Annotated in this window: 22 protein-coding genes and 2 pseudogenes; 9 read left to right on the top strand and 15 right to left on the bottom strand. The window is 55.0% G+C overall.

The features are described from left to right. Positions 1-14 precede the first annotated feature (14 nt). Complete coding sequence (locus tag FIV35_RS18720) at positions 15-725, bottom strand: alpha/beta fold hydrolase (RefSeq protein WP_034138537.1); 711 nt, start codon at positions 723-725, stop codon at positions 15-17. Between the two features lie 147 nt (positions 726-872). Between FIV35_RS18720 and FIV35_RS18715 the strand changes: the two genes are divergently transcribed. Further along, complete coding sequence (locus FIV35_RS18715; protein WP_052198975.1) at positions 873-2,294, top strand: MFS transporter; 1,422 nt, start codon at positions 873-875, stop codon at positions 2,292-2,294. Positions 2,295-2,697: 403 nt separating this feature from the next. Here FIV35_RS18715 and FIV35_RS30460 read toward each other — a convergent pair whose 3' ends face one another. The 3 genes from FIV35_RS30460 to FIV35_RS18705 all read right to left on the bottom strand — a co-directional run bounded on the left by FIV35_RS30460 (position 2,698) and on the right by FIV35_RS18705 (position 4,197). Next, positions 2,698-3,042 carry an efflux RND transporter periplasmic adaptor subunit gene (locus FIV35_RS30460; RefSeq protein ID WP_465269831.1) on the bottom strand — a complete coding sequence of 115 codons (345 nt, stop codon included), beginning with the start codon at positions 3,040-3,042 and terminating at the stop codon, positions 2,698-2,700. A gap of 137 nt (positions 3,043-3,179) precedes the next feature. Further along, entirely contained in the window at positions 3,180-3,488 is a 309-nt protein-coding gene (locus FIV35_RS18710; RefSeq protein ID WP_034138536.1) for an AzlD family protein, read from the bottom strand. Further along, the gene (locus FIV35_RS18705; RefSeq protein WP_052198973.1) at positions 3,478-4,197 is read right to left on the bottom strand and encodes an AzlC family ABC transporter permease; all 720 of its coding nucleotides are present in this window, start codon (positions 4,195-4,197) and stop codon (positions 3,478-3,480) included. The genes FIV35_RS18710 and FIV35_RS18705 overlap by 11 nt, the downstream gene beginning before the upstream one ends. A 122-nt stretch (positions 4,198-4,319) precedes the next feature. On the opposite strand from FIV35_RS18705, the gene FIV35_RS18700 reads away from it, so the two are divergent. Both FIV35_RS18700 and FIV35_RS18695 read left to right on the top strand, forming a co-directional pair. Then, positions 4,320-5,201, top strand: a complete 882-nt coding sequence (locus FIV35_RS18700; RefSeq protein ID WP_034138535.1) for a LysR family transcriptional regulator — start codon at positions 4,320-4,322, stop codon at positions 5,199-5,201. 229 nt (positions 5,202-5,430) lie between these two features. After that, the gene (locus FIV35_RS18695) at positions 5,431-6,312 is read left to right on the top strand and encodes a PhzF family phenazine biosynthesis protein (protein ID WP_034138534.1); all 882 of its coding nucleotides are present in this window, start codon (positions 5,431-5,433) and stop codon (positions 6,310-6,312) included. A gap of 92 nt (positions 6,313-6,404) precedes the next feature. Here the strand turns inward: FIV35_RS18695 and FIV35_RS18690 are convergent, their stop codons facing one another. From FIV35_RS18690 to FIV35_RS18650, 9 genes are all read right to left on the bottom strand, one after another. Next, positions 6,405-7,298 carry a DMT family transporter gene (locus tag FIV35_RS18690; RefSeq protein ID WP_197676680.1) on the bottom strand — a complete coding sequence of 298 codons (894 nt, stop codon included), beginning with the start codon at positions 7,296-7,298 and terminating at the stop codon, positions 6,405-6,407. A gap of 81 nt (positions 7,299-7,379) precedes the next feature. Beyond that, positions 7,380-8,429 (bottom strand): alcohol dehydrogenase, encoded by a 1,050-nt coding sequence (locus tag FIV35_RS18685; RefSeq protein ID WP_034138533.1) that lies wholly within the window; start codon positions 8,427-8,429, stop codon positions 7,380-7,382. A 59-nt stretch (positions 8,430-8,488) separates the two neighbouring features. Next, positions 8,489-9,241: an SDR family oxidoreductase gene (locus tag FIV35_RS18680; protein WP_034138532.1), complete on the bottom strand. Its 753-nt coding sequence runs from the start codon at positions 9,239-9,241 to the stop codon at positions 8,489-8,491. Positions 9,242-9,251: 10 nt separating this feature from the next. Further along, positions 9,252-10,493 (bottom strand): bifunctional alpha/beta hydrolase/OsmC family protein, encoded by a 1,242-nt coding sequence (locus tag FIV35_RS18675; protein ID WP_052198972.1) that lies wholly within the window; start codon positions 10,491-10,493, stop codon positions 9,252-9,254. A gap of 33 nt (positions 10,494-10,526) precedes the next feature. Further along, entirely contained in the window at positions 10,527-11,642 is a 1,116-nt protein-coding gene (locus tag FIV35_RS18670; RefSeq protein ID WP_034138531.1) for a flavin monoamine oxidase family protein, read from the bottom strand. Next, positions 11,643-12,311 carry a cupin domain-containing protein gene (locus FIV35_RS18665; RefSeq protein WP_034138530.1) on the bottom strand — a complete coding sequence of 223 codons (669 nt, stop codon included), beginning with the start codon at positions 12,309-12,311 and terminating at the stop codon, positions 11,643-11,645. A 62-nt stretch (positions 12,312-12,373) separates the two neighbouring features. Continuing rightward, positions 12,374-12,715 (bottom strand): carboxymuconolactone decarboxylase family protein, encoded by a 342-nt coding sequence (locus FIV35_RS18660; RefSeq protein WP_219855171.1) that lies wholly within the window; start codon positions 12,713-12,715, stop codon positions 12,374-12,376. Positions 12,716-12,776: 61 nt separating this feature from the next. Continuing rightward, the gene (locus FIV35_RS18655; protein WP_034138528.1) at positions 12,777-13,058 is read right to left on the bottom strand and encodes a hypothetical protein; all 282 of its coding nucleotides are present in this window, start codon (positions 13,056-13,058) and stop codon (positions 12,777-12,779) included. A 64-nt stretch (positions 13,059-13,122) separates the two neighbouring features. Beyond that, complete coding sequence (locus tag FIV35_RS18650) at positions 13,123-13,896, bottom strand: SDR family NAD(P)-dependent oxidoreductase (protein WP_034138527.1); 774 nt, start codon at positions 13,894-13,896, stop codon at positions 13,123-13,125. 285 nt (positions 13,897-14,181) lie between these two features. Between FIV35_RS18650 and gcvA the strand changes: the two genes are divergently transcribed. Continuing rightward, positions 14,182-15,093, top strand: a complete 912-nt coding sequence (gene gcvA, locus FIV35_RS18645) for a transcriptional regulator GcvA (RefSeq protein WP_034138526.1) — start codon at positions 14,182-14,184, stop codon at positions 15,091-15,093. Positions 15,094-15,232: 139 nt separating this feature from the next. On the opposite strand, the gene FIV35_RS18640 is transcribed toward gcvA, so the two are convergent. After that, entirely contained in the window at positions 15,233-16,426 is a 1,194-nt protein-coding gene (locus tag FIV35_RS18640) for an MFS transporter (protein WP_034138525.1), read from the bottom strand. Between the two features lie 244 nt (positions 16,427-16,670). Between FIV35_RS18640 and FIV35_RS30340 the strand changes: the two are divergent. The 5 genes and pseudogenes from FIV35_RS30340 to FIV35_RS18615 all read left to right on the top strand — a co-directional run. Then, positions 16,671-16,797 (top strand): annotated as a pseudogene (locus tag FIV35_RS30340) (IS481 family transposase); the annotation flags it as partial. Positions 16,798-16,861: 64 nt separating this feature from the next. Continuing rightward, positions 16,862-16,981, top strand: a pseudogene (locus FIV35_RS29930) (SAM-dependent methyltransferase); the annotation flags it as partial. A 750-nt stretch (positions 16,982-17,731) separates the two neighbouring features. Continuing rightward, positions 17,732-18,484: a hypothetical protein gene (locus tag FIV35_RS18625; RefSeq protein WP_034138524.1), complete on the top strand. Its 753-nt coding sequence runs from the start codon at positions 17,732-17,734 to the stop codon at positions 18,482-18,484. A 133-nt stretch (positions 18,485-18,617) separates the two neighbouring features. Then, positions 18,618-18,887, top strand: a complete 270-nt coding sequence (locus FIV35_RS18620) for a hypothetical protein (RefSeq protein WP_034138523.1) — start codon at positions 18,618-18,620, stop codon at positions 18,885-18,887. 134 nt (positions 18,888-19,021) lie between these two features. Continuing rightward, the gene (locus FIV35_RS18615) at positions 19,022-20,335 is read left to right on the top strand and encodes a methyl-accepting chemotaxis protein (RefSeq protein WP_034138522.1); all 1,314 of its coding nucleotides are present in this window, start codon (positions 19,022-19,024) and stop codon (positions 20,333-20,335) included. A 42-nt stretch (positions 20,336-20,377) separates the two neighbouring features. Here FIV35_RS18615 and FIV35_RS18610 read toward each other — a convergent pair whose 3' ends face one another. Continuing rightward, positions 20,378-20,659, bottom strand: coding sequence for a hypothetical protein (locus FIV35_RS18610; protein WP_034098596.1), 282 nt, complete (start codon positions 20,657-20,659; stop codon positions 20,378-20,380). Positions 20,660-20,851 lie beyond the last annotated feature (192 nt).

The following is a 20,851-nucleotide window of genomic DNA, read 5'->3' as shown; positions in this document are numbered from 1 at the left end:
CTGGCTACCCACATTCAAACCGGCGATTGATCAATAAGCTCGCTGCACCAGTCAGTTATAGTTTTTGCCAGAATAACCGGTTGTTCGAGTGGGATCATGTGCCCGCTATCGGAAATGCATACAAGCTTAGAGTTCTGAAGGTGCTCCACTATTTCTTTGGACTCTTCGACACTTCGCAGTTCATCAAGCTCGGCCGCGATCACCAGTGTTGGAGTTTTTATGCTGCTTAAGAGGTGGAGTTCATCATGCCGAATGACTTGAGACTGTGCGATGAAGGCTTCCTTGCCCAACGTCTTGCTCATTGTCTGGATACGCCCGACGAGGCGTTGGTCTGTCCGATTACCCGGACTCAACCCCTTGGCAATGACAGAGCGGCTGAGCCCGACAAACTCGCGATTCAGGATCTGCGCCACGCTTGCTTTCTTTTGGGCGGCTTGCTCTGGGCTCTCGGAGCGGCTAGAGCTTGCAACGATAATTAGCCCTATGACGCGTTCAGGTGCCAGACGGACGATTTCTCTAGCGACGTAGCCGCCCATTGAGAAACCACACAGTATGAATTGTTTTGGCGCTCTACTAAGAGCATCAAGTGCCATTTCCGCTATTGAATTACCTACCAACGGAGCGTGATGGATGGTTAATTGATTGGGTAGCAAAGGAATAATGTCACCCCAGAGATTTTCATTGAGCATAAATCCTGGGATGAGAACGACATTAGTCTGTTTCATGCTATTCCTTAAATGGACTATTTATCTGCTGAATGGCGATATACAAAAATAGAGTTGTGGTGCGGCGTATAAGTTTTAATAATACACAAAATAACAACATAGAGCATAGCTGAATCAATGATAAGTTATTTACCTGAAGGCTGACAGATGTCTAATAGCGATATGGGTTCCAGCTCGATTCAATTAGAGCCAAAGATGGAACGCAGCAGTACCCTTGCCATGTTGGCTCTATGCATTGCGGCAACCATGGTCACGCTTGATCTATCTCTGATCAACACGGCGCTACCGACTATTTCGGAAGCGTTGGGTGTAACGGCGAGCACAGCTATTTGGCTTGTGACCGCGTACCAAATCTCCGTCATCGGGCTGCTGCTTCCATTCGCCTCGCTGGGTGAAATCGTCGGCCACAAGCGCATGTTTTTCTACGGCTTGGCTCTTTTCACCGTGTCTTCGCTTGTCGCAGGCGTTTTCACGGATCTCCCCTGGTTGATCGTTGCTAGATGCCTACAAGGGATCGGCGGTGCGGCCGTTGGAAGCGTGGTGACGGCATTGATCAAGCGCTGCTATCCGGCCGATCAGCTTGGTCGCGGTATGGGGATCTACGCGTTGGTCGTCGGTCTTTCTTTCACCGCAGGCCCTACTGTTGCGGCGGGCATCCTTGCTGTGAGCAATTGGCATTGTCTGTTCCTGGTGAATGTCCCCGTTGGGATCTACTGCCTTTATCTGTCACGGCGCTATATCCCGGTCACTTCTGGCTCGAAAGGTCGATTCGACTTAATTGGCGGAGTGTTGTGCTGTGCCATGTTTATCTTGCTGATTCTTAGCTTGGTTGCCTTTGCACGGGGCGGCGTTTCGGCTGTAGCACTATTCAAATTGCTGGGCGCGTTCTTTTGCTTTGCTCTCCTGTCGTACCATCAACGCAAACATGCCGCACCTATGCTGGCGATTGATCTGTTCAAGCAGCGGAATTTCGCTTTCTCCTCGCTGACGTCGATCTGTGCATTCGTGACTCAAGGCGTAGCATTCATTGCATTACCATTCTTTTTCCATACGTTCTTGTCCGCCACACCGTTCATGACAGGCATGCTCATTACGCCCTGGCCGGCGGTCGTGGCGTGTATGGCGATTATCAGTGGCATGCTCTCTGATCGATTTAACCCCGGCACACTGTGCACCGCAGGATTACTTATCCTGGCGACCGGGATGTTCACGCTATGTTTCCTGCCCGAAAAAGTCGTGTTCCTCGATATCGCCTGGCGAATGATGATTTGTGGTGCCGGCTTCGGTCTGTACCAGGCGCCGAACCTGAAGATGATGATCTCCAGCGCACCGTTGGAGCGCAGCGGCAGTGCTAGCGCGATTGTTGCGCTGTCGAGATTGCTCGGCCAGTCCTTTGGTGCTGTGCTGGTATCGTTTGCGTACAACATTTCGCCTGATCGCGGGCCATACATTGCACTGGGGATAGGCGTTGCGTTTGCTCTCCTGGGGGGACTGTTCTCGGCTGTTCGGAAGACCAAGGGCATTGAGACAAGGACTTTTAATGGATCGCGTCCGGTGGAGAGTACGTAACTGTCACTGTGCACAACGGCATCGCCATTCTTCTGTTGACCATGAATGAAGGCCACTGCAAGACGGAGCGGAGACTGCCGATGCATAAAGCAAACTAGGCGAAGTTGGATAGTCGAGGCGCGTTACGTATCAAGGACAGGAACAGGTTAATAGTGCACAACTTGCTTGTGCGCCTGCCATAGCAAGAGAATCGGCACAAGGGCTACCACTGTTCGCAAGTCGCATGTTTCCGAACATGCCGGGCGCAAGAAAACCTTGAGGGTTTGCGATGGTCGCTCGACCCCCGGATGGTTCCCGATCGCGGGTTTAATCCGTTGTCGGTGAAGTCGAGACTGCCATTCCACGGATACGTCAGCTCATCGTGTAAGCGCACCTGAACGCGCGTAGATGCGCCGCTTTGCTCTTACGCGCGCCTGGATTTGAGGAAGAGCGCCTCAGACGCATCGAACGAAAAGTAGATCGGATCAACCACATTAATTGTCGTGAGGAGTGTTGCCGCCACCCCGGGCCCACCAGTGACCAGGTTCCCACTATCCACCCGCCGATCAGAAATGCGACCCGAGATCGGAGCACGAACAGTCGCCCACTCTAAGTCAAACATTCGCTGGGTGAGTTGAGTTTGCGCTGCTGCCATTGCAGCTTCCGCCCGCGGTACTTGAGCACGAATTTTGTCGGTTTCGCCTGCAGAGACTGCATCGTCGCCAGTCAATCGATTAACCCGCGCGAAATCTGAGCGGCAAACACGCAGTGGCGGGCCGTCTCAAAAAGCGCGCTGAGCCAGGCAAAAGCGCGCCGCTTGACTTTAAACTGTCCGTCGACGCCGAACCAATTCTTCAGCGCTGACGCACGGAGCTTCCGCGGATTGCTAGGATATTAAAAAACAACTTAAAGCAGTCTGAACAATGCTGCCATCAAGATTCCAGCTGCAATCGCTGGAAGTGATTTTCGCAAAGTCAGCATCACGATTGCGGTCGTTAGTAAGGCAAGTCGCGCACCGTTATCACCCGTTATTGCCATCGGTGTCAGCACTGCTACAAGCACGGAGCCGGACATCGCACTAATGAACTGCTGAACTCTGTAATTGATGGGCACAAATGACATTACGAATACGCCACCCCATCGGGTCGCGAGTGTGACAATTGCCATGATCAGAATGATGTACAGCGTGCCGAACCCTGATATTTCAATGCTCATTCTTTTTCTCCGTCCACACTGCGCCCAGCAAACCACCCGCCAATGCTCCAGTAACAACGTGACTGTTTTCAGGCAAATATAAATAGGCCAATAAGGACGCTACGGCTGCCACACTCCAGATGACCAACATACGCAGGTTTTTTTGACCTCCGAGCACCATCGCGAGAAGAAAACAGCCCATCACCATGTCGAGGCCCAGACTCACTGGGTTCTGAATGACGCTTCCAAACTTCAGCCCCAGCCAACTGCCAAGCGACCAAGCCGACCACAGCGCAAGACCGCCCCCAAACAGCAGTCCCATGCCTCGCTTGCCGCTGTTGAACGCCTGCATCGACATCGCCCAGTTAGCATCGGAAACCACCATCATCACGCCGTAACGCTTGGCGCGTGGTAGTTCGCGTAACCAGGGGTAAAGGGTTGCTCCCATCAACAGATGGCGGGCATTGATCGCGAATACCGTAATCACCAACGGTATTACCGGGACGTGCTGACCCCAAAGGTCAAGCACGGCAAATTGTGCTGCGCCTGCGAATACCAGAATACTCATTAGAAGAGTTGACGCTTCGCTCAGCCCTGTCTGCGCGGCAGCAAGCCCGAAGGCAATCGCAAAGACCACAACGAACATGGAGATCGGCAAGAGCTGTTTGAAGCCGCTCCATATTTCGTATTTATCCAACTCTACTGAGCTTGCATCGACACTTAACACCATTCCACCTCACCGGATTAGGTTGTACCTCTATTCAGGCGTCATTTTGGGGGCGCTGAGCGATCCAAGAAAAGCGAATAAGTTTTATAATCGCCATTCGAGTTTCGAATGGCTAAGGTTTAGTGATGCACTCCAAGGATTTGCAGATTGACTGGCTACGAACCTTCGTGGCTGTGGTTGATACCGGTTCCATGACGGCGGCAGCGCGACAGGTATCGCGCTCGCAGTCAGCTGTCAGCATGCAACTGAAGAAGCTAGAAGATAGTATCGGTCGCCCGTTGCTCAACCGCGAGCCTAGGCAACTGTCTCTGACGCCCGCTGGCTTCGATCTGCTGGGCCATGCGCGTAGGTTGCTGGCGTCTCACTCGACGCTGGTGCTTGCTATGCATGGTGGGGCTCTTTCAGGGCGAGTGTCTCTTGGCGTTCCTGACGACTATGCAGTGCCGTATCTGGTGCCAGTGCTCAGACACTTTGCTGCGCGCTTCGGTGAGGTCGAGGTCACTTTGGTATGTGAAGAGTCCACAGCGCTGCTGGCAAAGGTTGATCGGGGTGAGATCGATTTGGCGCTGGTAACCCGTGATGCGCCTTCACGTGGTGAGTTGCTCTTCAGGGAGGCCTTGGTGTGGGCCGCCGCTGAACAGCACGAGATCTGGAAGCGCAGCCCGCTACCGATTGCAGTGCATGAATTAGGCGGACGGTTGCGTACCGAGATACTGGCAGCGCTTGAGGCTCAGCAACGTGAGTATCGAGTTGTCTACAACAGTCCTAATGTCGGCGGGCAGATTGCTGCTGCTCAAAGCGGAATGGCAGTTGCTGTGCTTACGCGGTGCAGCCTTCCACCCACTCTAAAGATGCTGGATGCGCGGCAAGGTTTACCCGAGCTTCCAGTAATTGAAGTCGTGCTGATGCGGAGCCGGGACTCAAAGGGATCTCGTGCCGTAGATACACTGTACGATGAGGTCGTGGGTTCCCTAAGAGATCCACTATGTGTTGAACGAGCTAAATGAATCGAGCTTTGAGCTGACAGACATGACGGGAGCGCCGGGCAAATTGCTTCTCGCAGATAGAATAATTCGACTCTTCGGTGCTATTTGCGGTACCTAGCAGGATATCTAAAATACATGCACATGATGGGCTTCGAATTGTACTCATAAATCAATGTGCAGACTGTAGCTGTATCCAAAAAGGGTAAGAAACTAAAATTCAGTGACTCTCAACCCTATTGGACGACCAATCATGCACAGCGTCAGTTTTAAGCAAGTTGATGTGTTCACTTTCGAGCGATACAAAGGTAACCCTGTGGCAGTCGTTCTCGATGCGAAGGGGCTGTCGGACGCCGAGATGCAGCAGATTGCCAATTGGACGAATCTTTCCGAAACCACTTTCGTATTACCGAAAACTCAAGAGCAGGCCGATTATCGCGTTCGTATTTTCACGCCTGGATCAGAGCTCCCGTTCGCGGGCCATCCAACTATCGGCACCGCACACGCTCTTATAGAGGCCGGCGCCATCGTTCCCACCGACGGCGTCGTAGTTCAAGAGTGCGGTGCTGGATTGGTGCGGCTTGATGTCACCATTGACGAGGCCGGAAAGCAGTTAATCTCGTTTGAGCTCCCCCATCCGAAGTTCGAGCCATTTGATGCTCAACGCATTGATGAATTGGAGGCCTGTTTGGGCACATCCATATCACGTGAGTATCCACCTGTTCTTGTTGACGTCGGTGCACGTTGGGTTGTCGTCCAGCTCGCCAGTGCTCAGCAGGTGATTGCGAATAAGCCTGATTTGCAGAGTATGAAGGTAAGCAATCTACGCGATAGAGCAACTGGGGTAATTGTGTTCGGCAAGTACCCGGTTGACGGCACTGCAGATGTAGAAATACGCGCTTTTGCTCCAGCTTGCGGTGTTAGCGAAGATCCCGTTTGCGGCAGTGGAAACGGAGCCATGGCGGCTTTTATCCGACATACCGGGCAGGCCGAAGCATTTGGCAGTCAATTTCGAGCCAGTCAGGGTCAAATTTTGGGCCGCGCGGGTTTCATCAATCTCGAAGTGAGCGATGAGGTCATCAAGGTCGGAGGCGAAGCCGTTACCTGTATTGACGGATTGATCAATCTTCGCTGATGAACGGTGTCCAGCTACCTCCGATGGCTGGGCATGCCTAATCACCGTCACCGACTTTTGAAAGAAGGGGGAACACCCGTATCGGTGCGTCGTCAGAGTTTCTTTTGCTTGGTGGTCAATGAGACCCACGCGACACCGCTCAATGTCACTAAGGCCGAAATGCCGCTGAGCATTGTGATGTCCTCGCTGAGGATGAGAACGCCAAATACCATGCTCAAGATGGGAACTGAAAGCTGAACGGCCCCGGCAGTAATAGTGGTCATTCGAACCCGTGCCCAATACCAGATCGCGTATCCAACGGCTGACGTTAAACCGCCAGCAATCACTGCATACCACGCCCCGGCAGTATCGACACGCAGATGATCGTGTTGGTAAAGCACGAGCACAACAGCAAAGGGAATTGCCCCAAGAAAACTGCTCGCAGTCTTGACGAGTGGAGGCTCGTTAGCCTTTCCCGCCACTGAGAAAGCGCCCCACGCGATTCCTGCAACCGCCATCAACGCGGCAGCATACGCAGGTGGTGCCGATGCGGATGGCGCGAGAAAAGCGACCATTCCGCCGAGAGCAACGAACAGCCCGAAGATGCTTGTGCGTTCCCCCCTCCGGAGCCCATAAGAAATCATAAGGACTTGTGCAGATGCAAAGAGTATCAATGCGCCTGCGCCGGTACTGATGTCACGGTAGGCGAAGGAAAAGGCGGCGACATATGTGAACAGGAAGACTGCGGCCCACCACTGCGCTTTGAGCTGTTTGATTTTTCCGCCCTGAGCCAGAAAAATTATCAGTAATGTCAGTGCGCCCGATATCACTCGGATGCCACTGAATGAAGCCGCATCGATGTCGGTCGTTTGAAAAGCTGCCCTGGTGAGCAATGAGTTGGCTGCGAACGCAATCATTGCAAGGCTCGTCATCAGAACGATAAAAGGCGCGACTGATGCGTTGCTAGCCGCTGTGTCAGTGCTCTGGCCTGAGCTCTTGAACGTCATTCTGAATCTCCATCACCGATTTCAATGCAATCGCAAGTGCGACAATGTGCGCTAGGTGTTAGCGCACGAGAGCGATGACGCTTAGGGCAAACCATTCTGTGCCTCACTTTCACCTGCGACAGTCAACACAATCCGGAATTTGGCTTCACCAGACTTCAACTTCTGAAAGGCCTCATTGGCTTGTTCGAGTGGCATGACCTCGATTCTCGGACGTACATCCGTGAGCACGCTGAAATCCAAGGTGCGCTCATTTTCGTAGGGTGTGCCTGTGAGGGATCCCCACACACTGCGTTCGCCGACGACTAACTGTCCAGACGACACGGGCAGGGGTGACTTGTGTGCTCCAAGCAGAATCAATCTTCCTTGAGGTGCCAATCCGCCCATCACCGCAGACACCGCGTCGGGATGACCAACGGTGCTGACGATGGCCTGAGCACCGCCCAAGCTGTTGAGCGTTGCTGCAGCATCTTCGTTATTGGTGTCGATATAAAGATGCGCCCCCAATGCCAGCGCATCATCTGCAATGTCTTGACCTCGGCCCACGGCGATGACTCTAAACCCCATGCGGCGCGCATACTGGAGCGCCATGTGTCCGAGGCCTCCTATACCAAGAATGGCCACGGTGTCACCCGCGTTGGCACCACATTTTTTTAGGGCATTGAAGGTCGCTATACCTGCGCAGAGGAGCGGGGCGGCCTCCACTGCGTCGAGCTCGTCGGGGATCGACACCAGTCCGCTGCTGCGAGCGATCATCAGCTCGGCATAGCCACCGTCACAGGTAGCACCAACGAAATGTTGGTTAGGGCAAAGTTGAAAGTTGCCCTGACGGCATTGGGGGCACTCGTTACAGTGTCCGCCGAGTCGGCCCACCCCTACGCGTTGGCCAATCTTCCAGATGGAAGAGGTGTGAGCGCCGAGCGCCTTTATACGGCCAACCACCTCATGACCGGGTACCCGTGGTGGTTGTAGTGCTGGATCTGCACCTTCGATGTCGCTTATGTCGGCACCACAGATGCCGCACGCTTCGACTTCAATCAATACCTCTCCGGTACATGGAGTAGGTATCGGGCGATCCACCATTTCGAGGACTCCAGGCCGGGTCACTTGCATTGCTTGGTAAGTATTTTTCATGGTCTTGTGTCCTATGGTTAGGTCAGATTTGACGTGAGTGGGTTCAGCGCTTCATCGATTCAAAGCTGGGCGAAGCCCCCGTCAACAACAATCTCCGCACCCAACATGTAGCGCGACTCATCACTGGCAAGAAACAGGACGGCTTGGGCAATCTCGTGTGGATCCCCTAACCGGCGAGCAGGAATTCGAAGCGCCATTTGCCGCTTTGTCTCGGCCAATTGTTCAGGCGTGGCACCTTCCAATTCGAAGATTGGCGTGTCTACTGCACCAGGGCTTACGGCGTTGACGCGAATTTTTCGATCCATTAATTCGCATGACCACGAACGAGCAAATGAGCGTACGGCTGACTTGGTCGCGGCCAAGGCAGAGAAACCACCCATGCCGACCGCATTTAGCCAGGCGGAATTGAGTACAACGGAGGCGCCGTCACGCAGTACAGGTGTAATGGCTTGCATGGAGAAGAACAGACCTTTGACGTTGACGGCCATAAGCTCGTCAAAGCGAGCCTCTTCGGTAGTGAGCAGGGGTGTGGAGAACGCCACGCCAGCATTGCCGAAGAAAATGTCCAAACCACCTTCACCAAACGTCTCGGCAACTTTTCGAGCCATGCGTTGCATATCATTGAGGCTGCGTACATCGGCCTGAATCGTTGTCACTGCGCCGCCCAGTTCTGCTCCAACCCGTTTAAGACGTTCTGCGTTTCGGCCAGTAATGACCACCCGGGCTCCTTCTTCGACAAACAGCTGTGCAGTCGCCAGCCCAATGCCACTGGTTGCGCCAGTGATCAAAGCAGTTTTGCCTCGTAGTCTCATGTTCAGTTCCTCAGGAGATCGGTTTAATGAGGGGCTCTTCGTCATCCACTAAAGCGTCGCTCTCAACTAGAGAAGTGCTGACATCTGAACCGCGAACGAGCGTCATATCGACGGGGCATCTATCGGCGATGGCCAGAAGCTTTCGGCGCTGCTCATCGTCAAGAGGCCCGTTCAAAGTGATCGAACGAGTGAAAAGATCCGCAGGTGACTGGTCGTTTCGCTTGGCGTGTGTGACGTGGGCACTGGCACGTTGGAGCGGAATTCCTTTGCGGCGGGCATACATGCGCATGGTCATAACCGTACATGCCGCCAAACCTGCAGAAACGAGCTCATAGGGTGACAGTCCGCTTGCGAGCCCTCCCACGGATTTCGGTTCATCCGCGAGCAAATGGTGAGCGCCGGTGCTCAATCTGAGCTGGAACAATCCCGCTCCTGTCTCCTCTGCAGTTACACCTTCGCCCGTAGAGATATCGGCGATGTCATCGACCAATTTGGGCAGGTAGCGGGCGGCCCAAGCAGCGATTACTGATGCTGCATAGTCCGAGTCAGCCCGGCGTGTTAACAGATGGTTGGCATCGTCCAGCGAAACAAAACTCTTCGGGTGGCGCGCCGCGAGGAAGATCCTAGAAGCGTTGTTGATTCCGACCACGTTGTCGCCAGGAGCATGCAAGACCAACAACGGCTTGCCCATCTGGGCAATGCGCTCTTCGAGATTCTGCTGTCGAGCGTCGTCTACGAATGATTTGCGTACTGTGAAAGGGCGACCACCCAGTAGAAGTTGCGCTTCGCCCTCTGTCTCGATCTGCGCGAGAGCGTCATTGTCGAACTGATGAAGGATATGTTTCACATCGGCAGGAGCACCGATGGTTGCCACTGCTTGCACGGAGGGCATTTCGGCGGCGGCGCTCAACGCTGCCGCTCCACCCAAACTGTGACCGATCAGTAATGAAGGTGGATGGCCTGCTTCTGTCATGGCGCGGCCTGCGGCGATGAGATCACCCACATCACTGGCGAAAGTTGAGTCAGCGAATTCTCCTTCGCTACCCCCGAGTCCTGCGAAGTCAAAACGCAGTACACCAATCCCGTTCAGTGCAAGGGCTCGTGCAATCCGCGCTGCCGCGAGGCTTTCTTTTCCACAAGTGAAACAATGGGCAAAAATAGCCCAGCCACGAGGTGTGGTCTGTGGACGCTCAATTCGTCCAGACAGCACTGTTCCAAGTGCTCCGTGAAAGTCAAAACGTTGATCTGGCATGTTCTCATCCTCAACGAACCGGGAAGTATTCGTTTAGTCCGGCAATGGCGATAAGGCCCGAATTGCCAGCGACGTGGCCTCAATGGCGCCGGCGACGTATCCAGGGAACTGTGGTGACCATTCACTGGCGATGCCGGTGAGTCGCCCCTTCCAAATCCCTGAACTCGCCGCAGCTTGGGGAGTGTTTGTGGGATGGCCAGCCGAGCCAAGATCAGCTTCGGTAGCGGTCAAAGGATCCTGCGCCCAGTCCTTGATGAAGTCAGCGCGTGGTTCCGCTGCCTGTGATCCAAAGAGACGTACGAGTTGTGCACGGCAGTGTTCGCGCAGCACATCCTCGGGGACCGCTTTACGGACGTACGCCGGTACACCGAAGAAGCCAAATAGCGCCGCGCTACCATCAGGCATGGACGCATCGTGTATTTCGCCTAATGGGCCACGCGCACTCCGCGCGGCACCGGACAGCCCCTGCTCACGCCAGAATGGTTTGTCGTAGATCGCAAGGTATTTGGCATGAGGCGCCATCCAGGTGGCCGTGTCTCGCCACTGTCGAGCCAACTCGGTTGGCAATGCTGGCTCAAACTTGATGTTTCGCTCCACCAGACGCGGAGGCATCGCCAGCAAGACCTGCTCTGCGCACCAAGTCGTGAGGTTTCCGGCAGAGTCTGTGCTATCAACCTCGACAGAGGCCGGTGTGGCACGAATCGAGAGAACGGTCTGATCCGTAAGCGTTCGTTTTGAGTCCAGCGTTCGGCTCAGTGCGTCAATGAGTGCCGACATACCGCCTTTCAAGCGGATAGAGGCCGGTGAGCTGGCATAGCCACGCATGCGTGCCGGCGAATCACTCGACGCGCGTTCCATCATCATGTCGCCAGTGTCGAACTGCTCGAAGTATTCCAGGCCTAGCTGCACAATCAGTTGATGCAGTTCAATCTGGAAGTCGGGCCAGAACCAAGTGGGCCCTAAATCAAATCGATCAAAGGTATTTGTCGACGCCCGGTCGTGGGGCGCTCTGACTGATGCGATTCGGCCTCCGAGCACGTCACGCGCCTCTAGAAGGATGTAATCCTGGCGGCCCTGACGTTCGAGTAGGTAAGCGGCATACAGGCCGCTCAAACCTGCTCCGACGATGACAGTGCGTACGTGTCGCATTTAGACCTCTGCCGTCAGGTCGGCCAGATGGCCTGTCTTGAGATAGACGGTGGCACCCTGTTCGCCGGCGGTAATTGGGGGGATTTCTCCAGCGGGTGTGCGCACCCAGCTACCGGAGGTAAAAGAGCGCTCACTCACAACCACTTCACCTTCCAGCACCAACAACTCCGCGCCTTGTACGGGCGTTGAGAGGAGCGCTTCAGATGCTGGCAGTCGAATTAAACAGACTTCCTCAGATTGGTCTGAGAACAAGGGGCAGATGTCACGATCACCGTGACGGAGCCAATTGTTTGGGTCGCTGGTGTCAATCCGCACGTGTTGGGCTTCGTCGTCGCGCATTTGCTGAAGTTTGACGAAGATAGTCGCGCCCTCACAGCTGGAGGGGCGGTGTCCAGAGCCGGGTGGGTTACGCAGATACCAGCCAGCGGGATAATCTTCGTCGTCCTCAGAAAAAGTACCGGCCAACACAAGAATTTCCTCACCGCCTGGGTGCATGTGGTGTGGGAAGTACGAATCGGGTGCATACCGCACTATGCTGGTTGCACGAGCTTTTTCTGCGCCGACGCGATCCAGCATCACGCGCTCTACACCACTTTGAGGTGAAGAGACCCATTCATACTTGTGGGACGCCACGAATGCGCGGCGTGAGAAATCTGAGTTGATCAGCATGACGACTTTCCAAATAACGCGCTGACAGGTGCCCTAGGGAAGCGGGCACCTGTCACTGCGACTTATGCTTTCGGGAGCTGTTGGTATGTCTCGATGACACGCGCCGAGTAGGTGAGCGCAGCACCGGCATTGAGGGCGATTGCAACACCCAATGCTTCGGAGATTTCTTCCAGCGTTGCGCCGGCTTCGACAGCCTTTTTAGTATGCACAGAGATGCATCCATCGCAGCGCGTGGTAACGGCCACAGCGAGGGCGATCATTTCATGAAACTTGGCTTCCAAATGACCGGTCTTGGCGGCAGCGTTGTCGATAGTCATCAGGCCGCGCATAACGTCGGGGCTCTGTTTTGCGTAATCGCCTACGCGTTCCAGAAGGGTTTCACGGTAAGCGTTCCAGTCTTGCATCATGACGGTATTCCTCTTGAAAATTTGGGCATGCGTCGCCGTGCTGCGCTTGTAACGCGGCTTAGGCGGCTAGGTAAATGCGCACATCTGGCGCGGCATCGAGCAGTGGTTTCAGAGCTTCGACGACGTCCGCCGTGAACAGCTCGCTTTGCAGGTATGCGCGTGCGTTTTCTGTGGTGTCAAAGCCATGCAGCACTTGCACATCCTCATCGCGTACAAGCAGCTCTTTGGACTGCGCACCCTTGATGGTTTCGAGGAAGGGCGCCTTGTACGTCTGGTAGATGCCGGCGGCTTCAGGACGTTTGGCAGCGGCAATCTTGAGGTTGATTTGCAGATAGACCATATGCATTTCTCCTTACCAGGTGGTGCAGCAATGTAGGCAGGCACGAGTGCCTGCCCGAGGTGTATCAGTTGCGGCCAGCCATCACGCCGCCATCGACATCCCAAATCGCGCCAGTGACCCAGCCTGCTTTATCTGAAAGCAGGAAGGAGACGACTTCGGCTACGTCCTGTGGAGTGCCGACACGACCGATTGGGTGAAAACTGTTGAAACCTTGCAGTGCGCTATGAACTTCAGCTTTAGGAATAAAGCCTTCGTAGATCGGGGTTTGTACGACCGCAGGGGAGACCGCATTGACGCGAATTTGCTTGGGAGCCAATTCCATCGCCAGATGTTGGGTCAGCGAGTGCAGACCGGCCTTGGCCATCGAATAGGCCGACGACGGAGTGGCCGCAATGGCTTGTTTGGCCCACATCGAACCGATGTTGACGATCGCACCTGGCTTGCTCTTGGCGACAAGATTGGCGGCTACTTTCTGAGTGATGAAGAAGAACGCTTTGTTCAGCTTCATGTACTGGTCGTAATCTGCACCCTCGTGTTCCAGAAATGGTTTAGGGAAGAAAACGCCAGCCGCGTTCACCAGCAGATCGACATCTGCATGCTGCTCATCAATGGCTTTGAGCAATGCATTCAAACCCTCGCTGCTGGATAGGTCAGCAGTCACCGCCCATACCTGACCCAATTTCGCCAGCTCCTGGCGCGCCGCTTCGGTCTTATCCGGGCGGTTGCCTACAATTACAGCGCTACCACCGCCAGCCAGCACCATGCGTGCCGATTCCAGACCCATGCCGCTGGTGCCACCGACGACCAACAGTTTTTTGCCTTTGAATTCAATGCTCATTTTGAAAACCTCGATTTACGCCTGTCGACGACAGGGCTCAGTAAAAGAAAAAATATCTCGGAGCATCCAGCTCATGCCCTTGCGCTAACTGCACGTAGCCCCGTGGCGTCCATTTTCCGCTTCATCGATGGATGCGCTTTTTCTGACAGAATCATTGCGTCAGCAACTTCGCACTCCTGAGCAGGGACTTTGCTCCGGCTTCGATATGGGATGGATTCTTCTCTGATTTGCATACGCCGACAAACGAGATAAAGTGTTCCTTTTTGAAAGAAATTCTTTACCGATATGAAATCGCCCGTTCACCTGAATGCCCTACGCGCCTTTGAAGCCAGCGCCCGCCATCAAAGCTTTTCAGCGGCAGCGGCGGAGTTGAATGTCACACCCGCCGCAGTCGGACAGCTCGTACGCACCTTGGAGGATTGGCTGGGTGCACCACTGTTTCTGCGCAGTAGCAGTGGACGCGTGCGGTTAATACCTACTGAAACTGCTGAGCGTGCGCTGCCGGATATTCGGGCCGGCTTCGACAGGTTGGTTCTCGGCATGGAGAGACTTCAGGAGGCATCCCCTTCAGGCGTACTCACCGTGGCGATAAGTCCTGCATTTGCTGCCAAGTGGCTGCTGCCAAGGATTGAGCACTTTCACAACGCTCGACCTGATACTGATGTAAGACTTGATACCAACCTAAAGCCCGTGGACTTCCTCGCTCAGCGTATTGATATCGGGGTGCGATACGGCGCAGGTAGTTGGCCAGGCCTGGTGGCAGATAAGCTGATGGGCGAAGAGGTCTACCCTGTATGTTCACCAAGACTGCTTAGCGAACATTGGCGTTTGCAAAAGCCAAGCGATCTGGCAAGCGAGACCTTGATTCATGATTTGTCGATGGATAGGCATACTGGCTTTCCATCTTGGGACATGTGGCTGCAGACGGCTGGCATCACCAACACTGCGACACGCGGCATGCAAATCAACAACTCAGCGGCGGTTCTACAGGCTGCAATCGACGGTCACGGTGTAGCCCTGGCTCGAAGCGTGATGGCAGCCGATGACCTCGCCGCAGGACGTTTAGTGCGTTTGTTCCCGGAGATATCATGCATGTCGCCATTGGCTTATTACGTCGTGTATCGAGCAGAGTGCTCGAGTTTGCCAAAACTGTCCGCTTTTCGAGACTGGCTATTCGAGGAGGCAGCGTCGAAGTAAAGGCGCTGACATTCGGAGCGGCTACCGATAGTTAGCCGCTTGAAGACGGCGCTCGCCCCGAAGTGCTTTACTACCTAACAGGCTGAACCACATGGTATTGACCTTCTGGCTGCAAGCAGGCCAGTGCCGAGCCGACCCGTTAAGTTTGAGGCTGGACGCCTGCTTTAGATGGGCGACGCTGTAGCCAAAGGAGCCCGAACATAGCCAGCAGCACTGGAACCAGAATTAGACCGGAGACGGTCGTCCAGCCATAGGCGTCGAGCAATCCGCCAGATAAAAATGAACCGAAAACCATAGTGCCGAATACGACGAAGTCGTTGATCGCTTGTACGCGCGGCCCGTCTTCTGAGGTGTGACAGGTCAGCACCAAGGCAGAGGCCCCGAGAAAACCAAAGTTCCAGCCAACGCCAAGCAATACCAGTGCAAGCCAAAAATGGCTAACGCTCATCCCTAGCATCCCAACCAGTGCAGCCATGCCTATCAGCGCTAGCCCTAATTGGATGATCAATGGAGCCCCAAAACGGCTGATCAACCTGCCTGTAAAAAAGCTTGGCGCGTACATGGCGATTACATGTAGTTCGATGCCGGTGTTCGAATGCACTCTGGCAATTCCACACAGTTCCATCGCCAATGGAGCGGATGTCATCATGAAGTTCATCATCATGTAACTGACAACCCCGCATGCCATAGCGATGACAAAGCGAGGCTGGCGAAGCACCTCTGCAAGGGAGCCAGAAGGCCGGGCCTCACTATGCGCTATCTGCGGGCTGAAGCGAACGCCCCACAGAATCCAGCCCGTCAGCGCAGCAAGACCAGCGGCCGCTATATACGTCAGTGCATAAGTATGAGGAGAGAGATCCATGGTCGCACTGACCAATTGAGGGCCCAACACCCCAGCGGCGACACCACCAGCCAGTACGGTCGACAGAGCTTTGGGACGATCATCTGAATTGACGCATTCGGCAGCAGCGAAGCGGAAGGTCAGTACAACCGCAGCATAAGCACCGCCGAAAAGCATAGCGATGCAAAACAGTATGAACGAACTGACATACAGGGCGTAGGCGGCAAGGAGGCCGACGATAACACCACAGATATTTCCGACGGCAAACGCAGAATTACGACCGAAGCGGCGGGATATATGGCCTATAGGTAAGGTGGCCAAAGCCATTCCGATGACAAATACTGAGATCGGAAGCGTTGCCAAGGTCGGACTTGGCGCAAGCATGTTACCGATGATTGCTCCAGTGGCATACACCACCACTGAGTTGGCACCGGATAAAGCCTGGGCAAGTGTGAGGCGCAAGATGTTCGGATTCATCCGAGAAGCAGACATTTTGAGTTTTCCAAATTACTTTTTGTGAAGCACGGCCGGCCATAGTTACTAGCTTCAGGGGAAGCGACAAACCAGAATTTGTGTCTCGGTACAAAAGAAAAACTTTCTCTGCGGCCGCCGGCCAGTAACTGACATCGGAACCAAACCAGGTCAGGCATCGGCTCTTCAATTGAGCCTCCTGCGTGGGCGAAGCGTGGATTCCAATTTTCGTGTGTTCAATAGGCGAAAGCGCCGACGCCTTTTTTACCTTGCCATGAATGACGGCGAGCGCACCCGGACGAGAGCAGCATTAGCGCAAAACCAACGGGATCTGCGAGCGCTTTCATAAGACGATCTTGCAGGCGTTTTCTCAGGGCAAATTTCTGAGAAAATCTACCGAACTATAGGGTAGTGTCAGGCTAATCTTGGCAAGAGGGGCTAATACAATGATGAACAGACTCACTACATTCCGAGGCGGCGGTTCAAAAACTCTTGTATGAAGCCGGATTTGGAGACGCTACCCGTTTCTTCAGCAGCCTTTTCTGGGGGGCGTGGTTGACGTGCAAAGTGGTCTGAACATAGCCGCGAATGGCTGCTTCTAGTCGATTCTGTTGAAAACGGTCAACCATCCCCAGCCGATCCAAGTGCACGACGTCTTCGTCGCCCTGCAATTTCAATGCAGATGCCACCGGCTGTGAGGGTTTTTGCCGGGTCTTTGCCAAGATGTGGCTGGTCGGTATTTCGCGCCCACCCGCAGCATTCTCCCACAGCGACCGCGACGAGACACAGCCATGATGTCGCGTGTCGCCGACACCTCGGCGTCGTCACGCCTCCACCCACTGAGCCTGCTTATCGCGATCGCGATATTTAGGGCTAGAAACCGGAACCCTTGAAGGACTTTAACAAGAGCGGCATTGCGCCTAGTGCCTGTTGATTGGCCGAACCATTGCCCGCGTCGCCGTACTCATCCGTCAGCGACGCTTTTTCCGCTCAATGGCGCTGCCGATGAAATCGCAGTGGCGGTTCGCACGGGCATTACTGCGCGATCAACAAAAAAGCTGAGCCACCGACAGTAGGCAAATCATCTGTGCAAACATTTGAGCACGAATAGGATGTCTCATTGCCCTGACCCTCACGGTAAGGTTCCGGTTAAACAAGTCGTTGTCCGTATTCAGTATAGGTCGTGTAATGAATTGTCCACGGGGGCAGCACGTTCCCGTTACGACAACTGTAGACCTGCGCTGCACTTTTCGTCATTTTTCCGATCTATCTGTGTCCGACCCATGCCGACTTCCTGCGTGGGCAGAGTCGTCAAATCGGGTGCCAATGGATCGCAGGTTAACTGTTTCAATCTTTAATCGAATGCGCCGGCTGTCGCTACCAGCGATGGCTTGTATCGTGCTGGCGGCCTCCGGTTGCACCCAGCAGCAGGGCCGTGATATCGCCAAGCAGTTCAGCAATGGCAAGCCCGATGAATTCTTTCAGACCAGCGTCGACCGTATGGCCACCCTGGGTATGCGTGACAATCTGCAAAGCCTGTATTTACTGATGAGCAAGCTGTATTTGCGTAACCCCAACCAGTGGCGGCAGTCGGGTTACCCGGATGCGGTGAGCGCGCAGCGGGAGATTCGCCAGGCCATTGAGCAACGTCGGCCGCTGGCGGCCTTGGGTGAACGTCGGGACCTGGCGGCGTTGAGTTATTCGTTGAGCCCAGAGTTCAAGGGCGACCGCGTCGGTGCGTTTATCTATGCCATCGGCAGTATGATCGTGACCGCCCATGGCGGGCGTACCGAGTTCTACTTGACCGATTCGATCAACCCGCAGTTCGTCAGCAACGCGGCGCGCAATATCGAGAAAGCCACCTGGCTGCTCAGCCAGCGCCAGGATGCGAACGGTGTGCTACTGCTGTTTTCCAACGAAATATCGGAGGAGGGCAGCAACCTCAGTTTTGCGGTCGAGTTCGGCAAAATAGTGGCGCGCTTGGACCTGCTCACGCAAATGCTCGATGAGCGCTATCGGCGCATCGGCCTGAATTATGCGCAAAGTCTGCTGCTGATGAATTTTCTACCGGTGCAGTGATCGCCGTTTTCGTCCCGGCGGGTGCGTTGCTTCCCTTTCCTCCGTAGGAAACAGCCTATCTTGCATGGCGGTGCTTGAAACACTTCTGCCTCGGCAATAGCCTCGGACTTTTCTGAAAAAACGAGGCCCTACCTTGGGTAAGCGAAAAACGGTCTGGCCTACTGATCGCGAAATACGCCTGCGCTTTATGCTCTTCGCTGTGATCAATGCCGCAACGGTCCAGGATGTCTGCGCTGAAGTGCTGTTGCCGGCGCATAAATTACTGAGTGAGTCGCCTAACGAAACGCAATTGCTGGCAGCCCTTGGGGAAATACTGGCGACCGAGGAAATGGAGGGCTTCAGGTTTACTCCAGGTTCCGAGGCCGATGAATTGATGCAGACGCTGCAAATATCCATCCCCTGAAACGCTCATACCACAGGCCGCAAGACGGCCTGGCGCGTCTTCAACCGAGAGCTATCATGACAGTTCGTCGACCGGTGTTTAAGCATTGGACGACTTAGCCGATGCAGTGATGACAACCCTCAGTGGACGCCAACATGTTTAATCGACGCTTGAAGAAGGACCTTCTGGACCAGGACGACGAACTCTTCCTGCTCCGTCAACTCGTCGCTCAATGTGATCGAGGCATGATCTCGATACGCTTGGATGCCGACTTTCGCATCACGGTCGTGAATGAGGCGTTCGCGCGGGCCTTGGGCTATTCCCGTGAGCAAGTGGAGGGACGCCTGTTGAATGAAATTGTCCCGGCTTACGTCAAGGACCTGCCGTGCTTTCGAAATTTCAATGCGGCGGTCGCGCGCTGCGAGCCGGTCAACGATGATTATCGCTACCTGCGTAACGATGGCAGCCTGGCCTGGTTCCACCTGACCTGGCTCCCCATTAAAGGGCGTGATGGCCAGCTTGCATCGGTACAGGCATACGGCGCAGAAGTCACTCGCGCCATCGAAATCGGCAAGGAAAACGAAGCGTTTATCAACGCGCTGTTGCGCTCGACGGCGGTCATACAATTCAAGTTGGATGGCACCGTAGTCACCGCCAATACACAATTTCTCGATGCCATGGGTTATACGCTCGAGCAGATCGTGGGCAAGAAACACAGCATGTTCTGCACCGCGCAGGAAGCGGCGTCGCCGGCGTACAGCCATTTCTGGCAGACGCTCAACCGCGGGGAATACGTGGCCAGCCGTTTCAAACGCTTGGACAGTCGTGGCCATGAAGTCTGGCTCGAAGCGACCTACAACCCTGTGCACGATGCCGAAGGTAACCTGTGCAAAGTGGTCAAGTTTGCCAGTGTGGTAACCGACCAGGTCTTGAGAGAGTCGGAGGTCAAGGAAGCTGCCGGGGTGGCCTATGAAGTGTCACAGCAAACCGATGTGACCGCCGAGCGCGGCGCGGCGGTGGTGCAAAATACCGTGCAGACCATGCAGAACATCGCCACGCAAATGCAGTCGGCCACCGGCAGCATTGAGGCGCTGGGCAAGCAATCGTTGTTGATCAGTGCGATTGTGCAGACCATCGGTGGTATCGCCGCGCAAACCAACCTGTTGGCGCTCAATGCGGCCATTGAGGCCGCGCGGGCGGGTGAACAGGGCAGAGGATTCGCAGTGGTCGCCGATGAGGTCCGGCAGCTGGCCAGTCGTACCAGTGCCGCGACGGAGGAGATTGTCAGCGTGGTTCAACAGAACCAGAGGCTGGCCGATGAAGCCATCGCCGAAATGTTCAGCAGCCGCGAACAGGCCGAGCAAGGCCTGACATTGGCCAACCAGGCCGGTGCGGTCATCACCGAAATCCAAGGCGGCGCCAAGCAAGTGGTCAGTGCAGTAGGGCGCTTTGCCAACGAGCTGCAATAGCGCCTGACGCGCTCGATCAGGCGACTAACGGGCTAAGTGCGTTCAGTCATCCAGGCTGAACGTCAGCCAGTGGGCGTTATCTGTTTGCCGATTGATCTCCACGATCACCCCCTTTATTTCCCGCCCCTGGGGCAATGTCACCGTGACATGGTTGGCGTGCCCCGGCCATTGCAGCGGACCATCCGCCTCCAGGCGCACGATGGTCGGCGTGCCATTTTCCGACAGACGAATATTGACCGACGGGTTCGGGCATTCCTCCGGCTCGGCGCCGAGGTGGCGTGAGGCCAGGAGTACATGGGCGGTACCTTCGTGTGTCAGCGACATAGTGGTTTCCTTTTGAATGCGCGCGGTGAGTTGAGCAGTGGACCTCACGCAGGTGCTGGAGGTTTCGTCGGGTTGCGACGTGCTGTTCTGCCTTCATTCGGTTCTGATGCTGCCGTGGGAAAGTTCGATGTGCTAATCGGGCGTGACTTGTCGCCCACCGTTGCCTTCCCAACACTGCCCGCGTGCTGGGCC

The sequence above is a fragment of the Pseudomonas rhodesiae genome, assembly GCF_007858255.1.
GTDB lineage: Bacteria > Pseudomonadota > Gammaproteobacteria > Pseudomonadales > Pseudomonadaceae > Aquipseudomonas > Aquipseudomonas rhodesiae.
This window is presented reverse-complemented; position numbering and strand designations above follow the sequence as displayed.

Bases quoted from the DNA above. Each gene is read 5' to 3' on its own strand.
- FIV35_RS18720 (WP_034138537.1), bottom strand. From the start codon at position 725: ATGAAACAGACTAATGTCGTTCTCATCCCAGGATTTATGCTCAATGAA.
- FIV35_RS18715 (WP_052198975.1), top strand. From the start codon at position 873: ATGTCTAATAGCGATATGGGTTCCAGCTCGATTCAATTAGAGCCAAAG.
- FIV35_RS18710 (WP_034138536.1), bottom strand. From the start codon at position 3,488: ATGAGCATTGAAATATCAGGGTTCGGCACGCTGTACATCATTCTGATC.
- FIV35_RS18705 (WP_052198973.1), bottom strand. From the start codon at position 4,197: ATGGTGTTAAGTGTCGATGCAAGCTCAGTAGAGTTGGATAAATACGAA.
- FIV35_RS18700 (WP_034138535.1), top strand. From the start codon at position 4,320: ATGCACTCCAAGGATTTGCAGATTGACTGGCTACGAACCTTCGTGGCT.
- FIV35_RS18695 (WP_034138534.1), top strand. From the start codon at position 5,431: ATGCACAGCGTCAGTTTTAAGCAAGTTGATGTGTTCACTTTCGAGCGA.
- FIV35_RS18690 (WP_197676680.1), bottom strand. From the start codon at position 7,298: ATGACGTTCAAGAGCTCAGGCCAGAGCACTGACACAGCGGCTAGCAAC.
- FIV35_RS18685 (WP_034138533.1), bottom strand. From the start codon at position 8,429: ATGAAAAATACTTACCAAGCAATGCAAGTGACCCGGCCTGGAGTCCTC.
- FIV35_RS18680 (WP_034138532.1), bottom strand. From the start codon at position 9,241: ATGAGACTACGAGGCAAAACTGCTTTGATCACTGGCGCAACCAGTGGC.
- FIV35_RS18675 (WP_052198972.1), bottom strand. From the start codon at position 10,493: ATGCCAGATCAACGTTTTGACTTTCACGGAGCACTTGGAACAGTGCTG.
- FIV35_RS18670 (WP_034138531.1), bottom strand. From the start codon at position 11,642: ATGCGACACGTACGCACTGTCATCGTCGGAGCAGGTTTGAGCGGCCTG.
- FIV35_RS18665 (WP_034138530.1), bottom strand. From the start codon at position 12,311: ATGCTGATCAACTCAGATTTCTCACGCCGCGCATTCGTGGCGTCCCAC.
- FIV35_RS18660 (WP_219855171.1), bottom strand. From the start codon at position 12,715: ATGCAAGACTGGAACGCTTACCGTGAAACCCTTCTGGAACGCGTAGGC.
- FIV35_RS18655 (WP_034138528.1), bottom strand. From the start codon at position 13,058: ATGGTCTATCTGCAAATCAACCTCAAGATTGCCGCTGCCAAACGTCCT.
- FIV35_RS18650 (WP_034138527.1), bottom strand. From the start codon at position 13,896: ATGAGCATTGAATTCAAAGGCAAAAAACTGTTGGTCGTCGGTGGCACC.
- gcvA (WP_034138526.1), top strand. From the start codon at position 14,182: ATGAAATCGCCCGTTCACCTGAATGCCCTACGCGCCTTTGAAGCCAGC.
- FIV35_RS18640 (WP_034138525.1), bottom strand. From the start codon at position 16,426: ATGTCTGCTTCTCGGATGAATCCGAACATCTTGCGCCTCACACTTGCC.
- FIV35_RS18625 (WP_034138524.1), top strand. From the start codon at position 17,732: ATGGATCGCAGGTTAACTGTTTCAATCTTTAATCGAATGCGCCGGCTG.
- FIV35_RS18615 (WP_034138522.1), top strand. From the start codon at position 19,022: ATGTTTAATCGACGCTTGAAGAAGGACCTTCTGGACCAGGACGACGAA.
- FIV35_RS18610 (WP_034098596.1), bottom strand. From the start codon at position 20,659: ATGTCGCTGACACACGAAGGTACCGCCCATGTACTCCTGGCCTCACGC.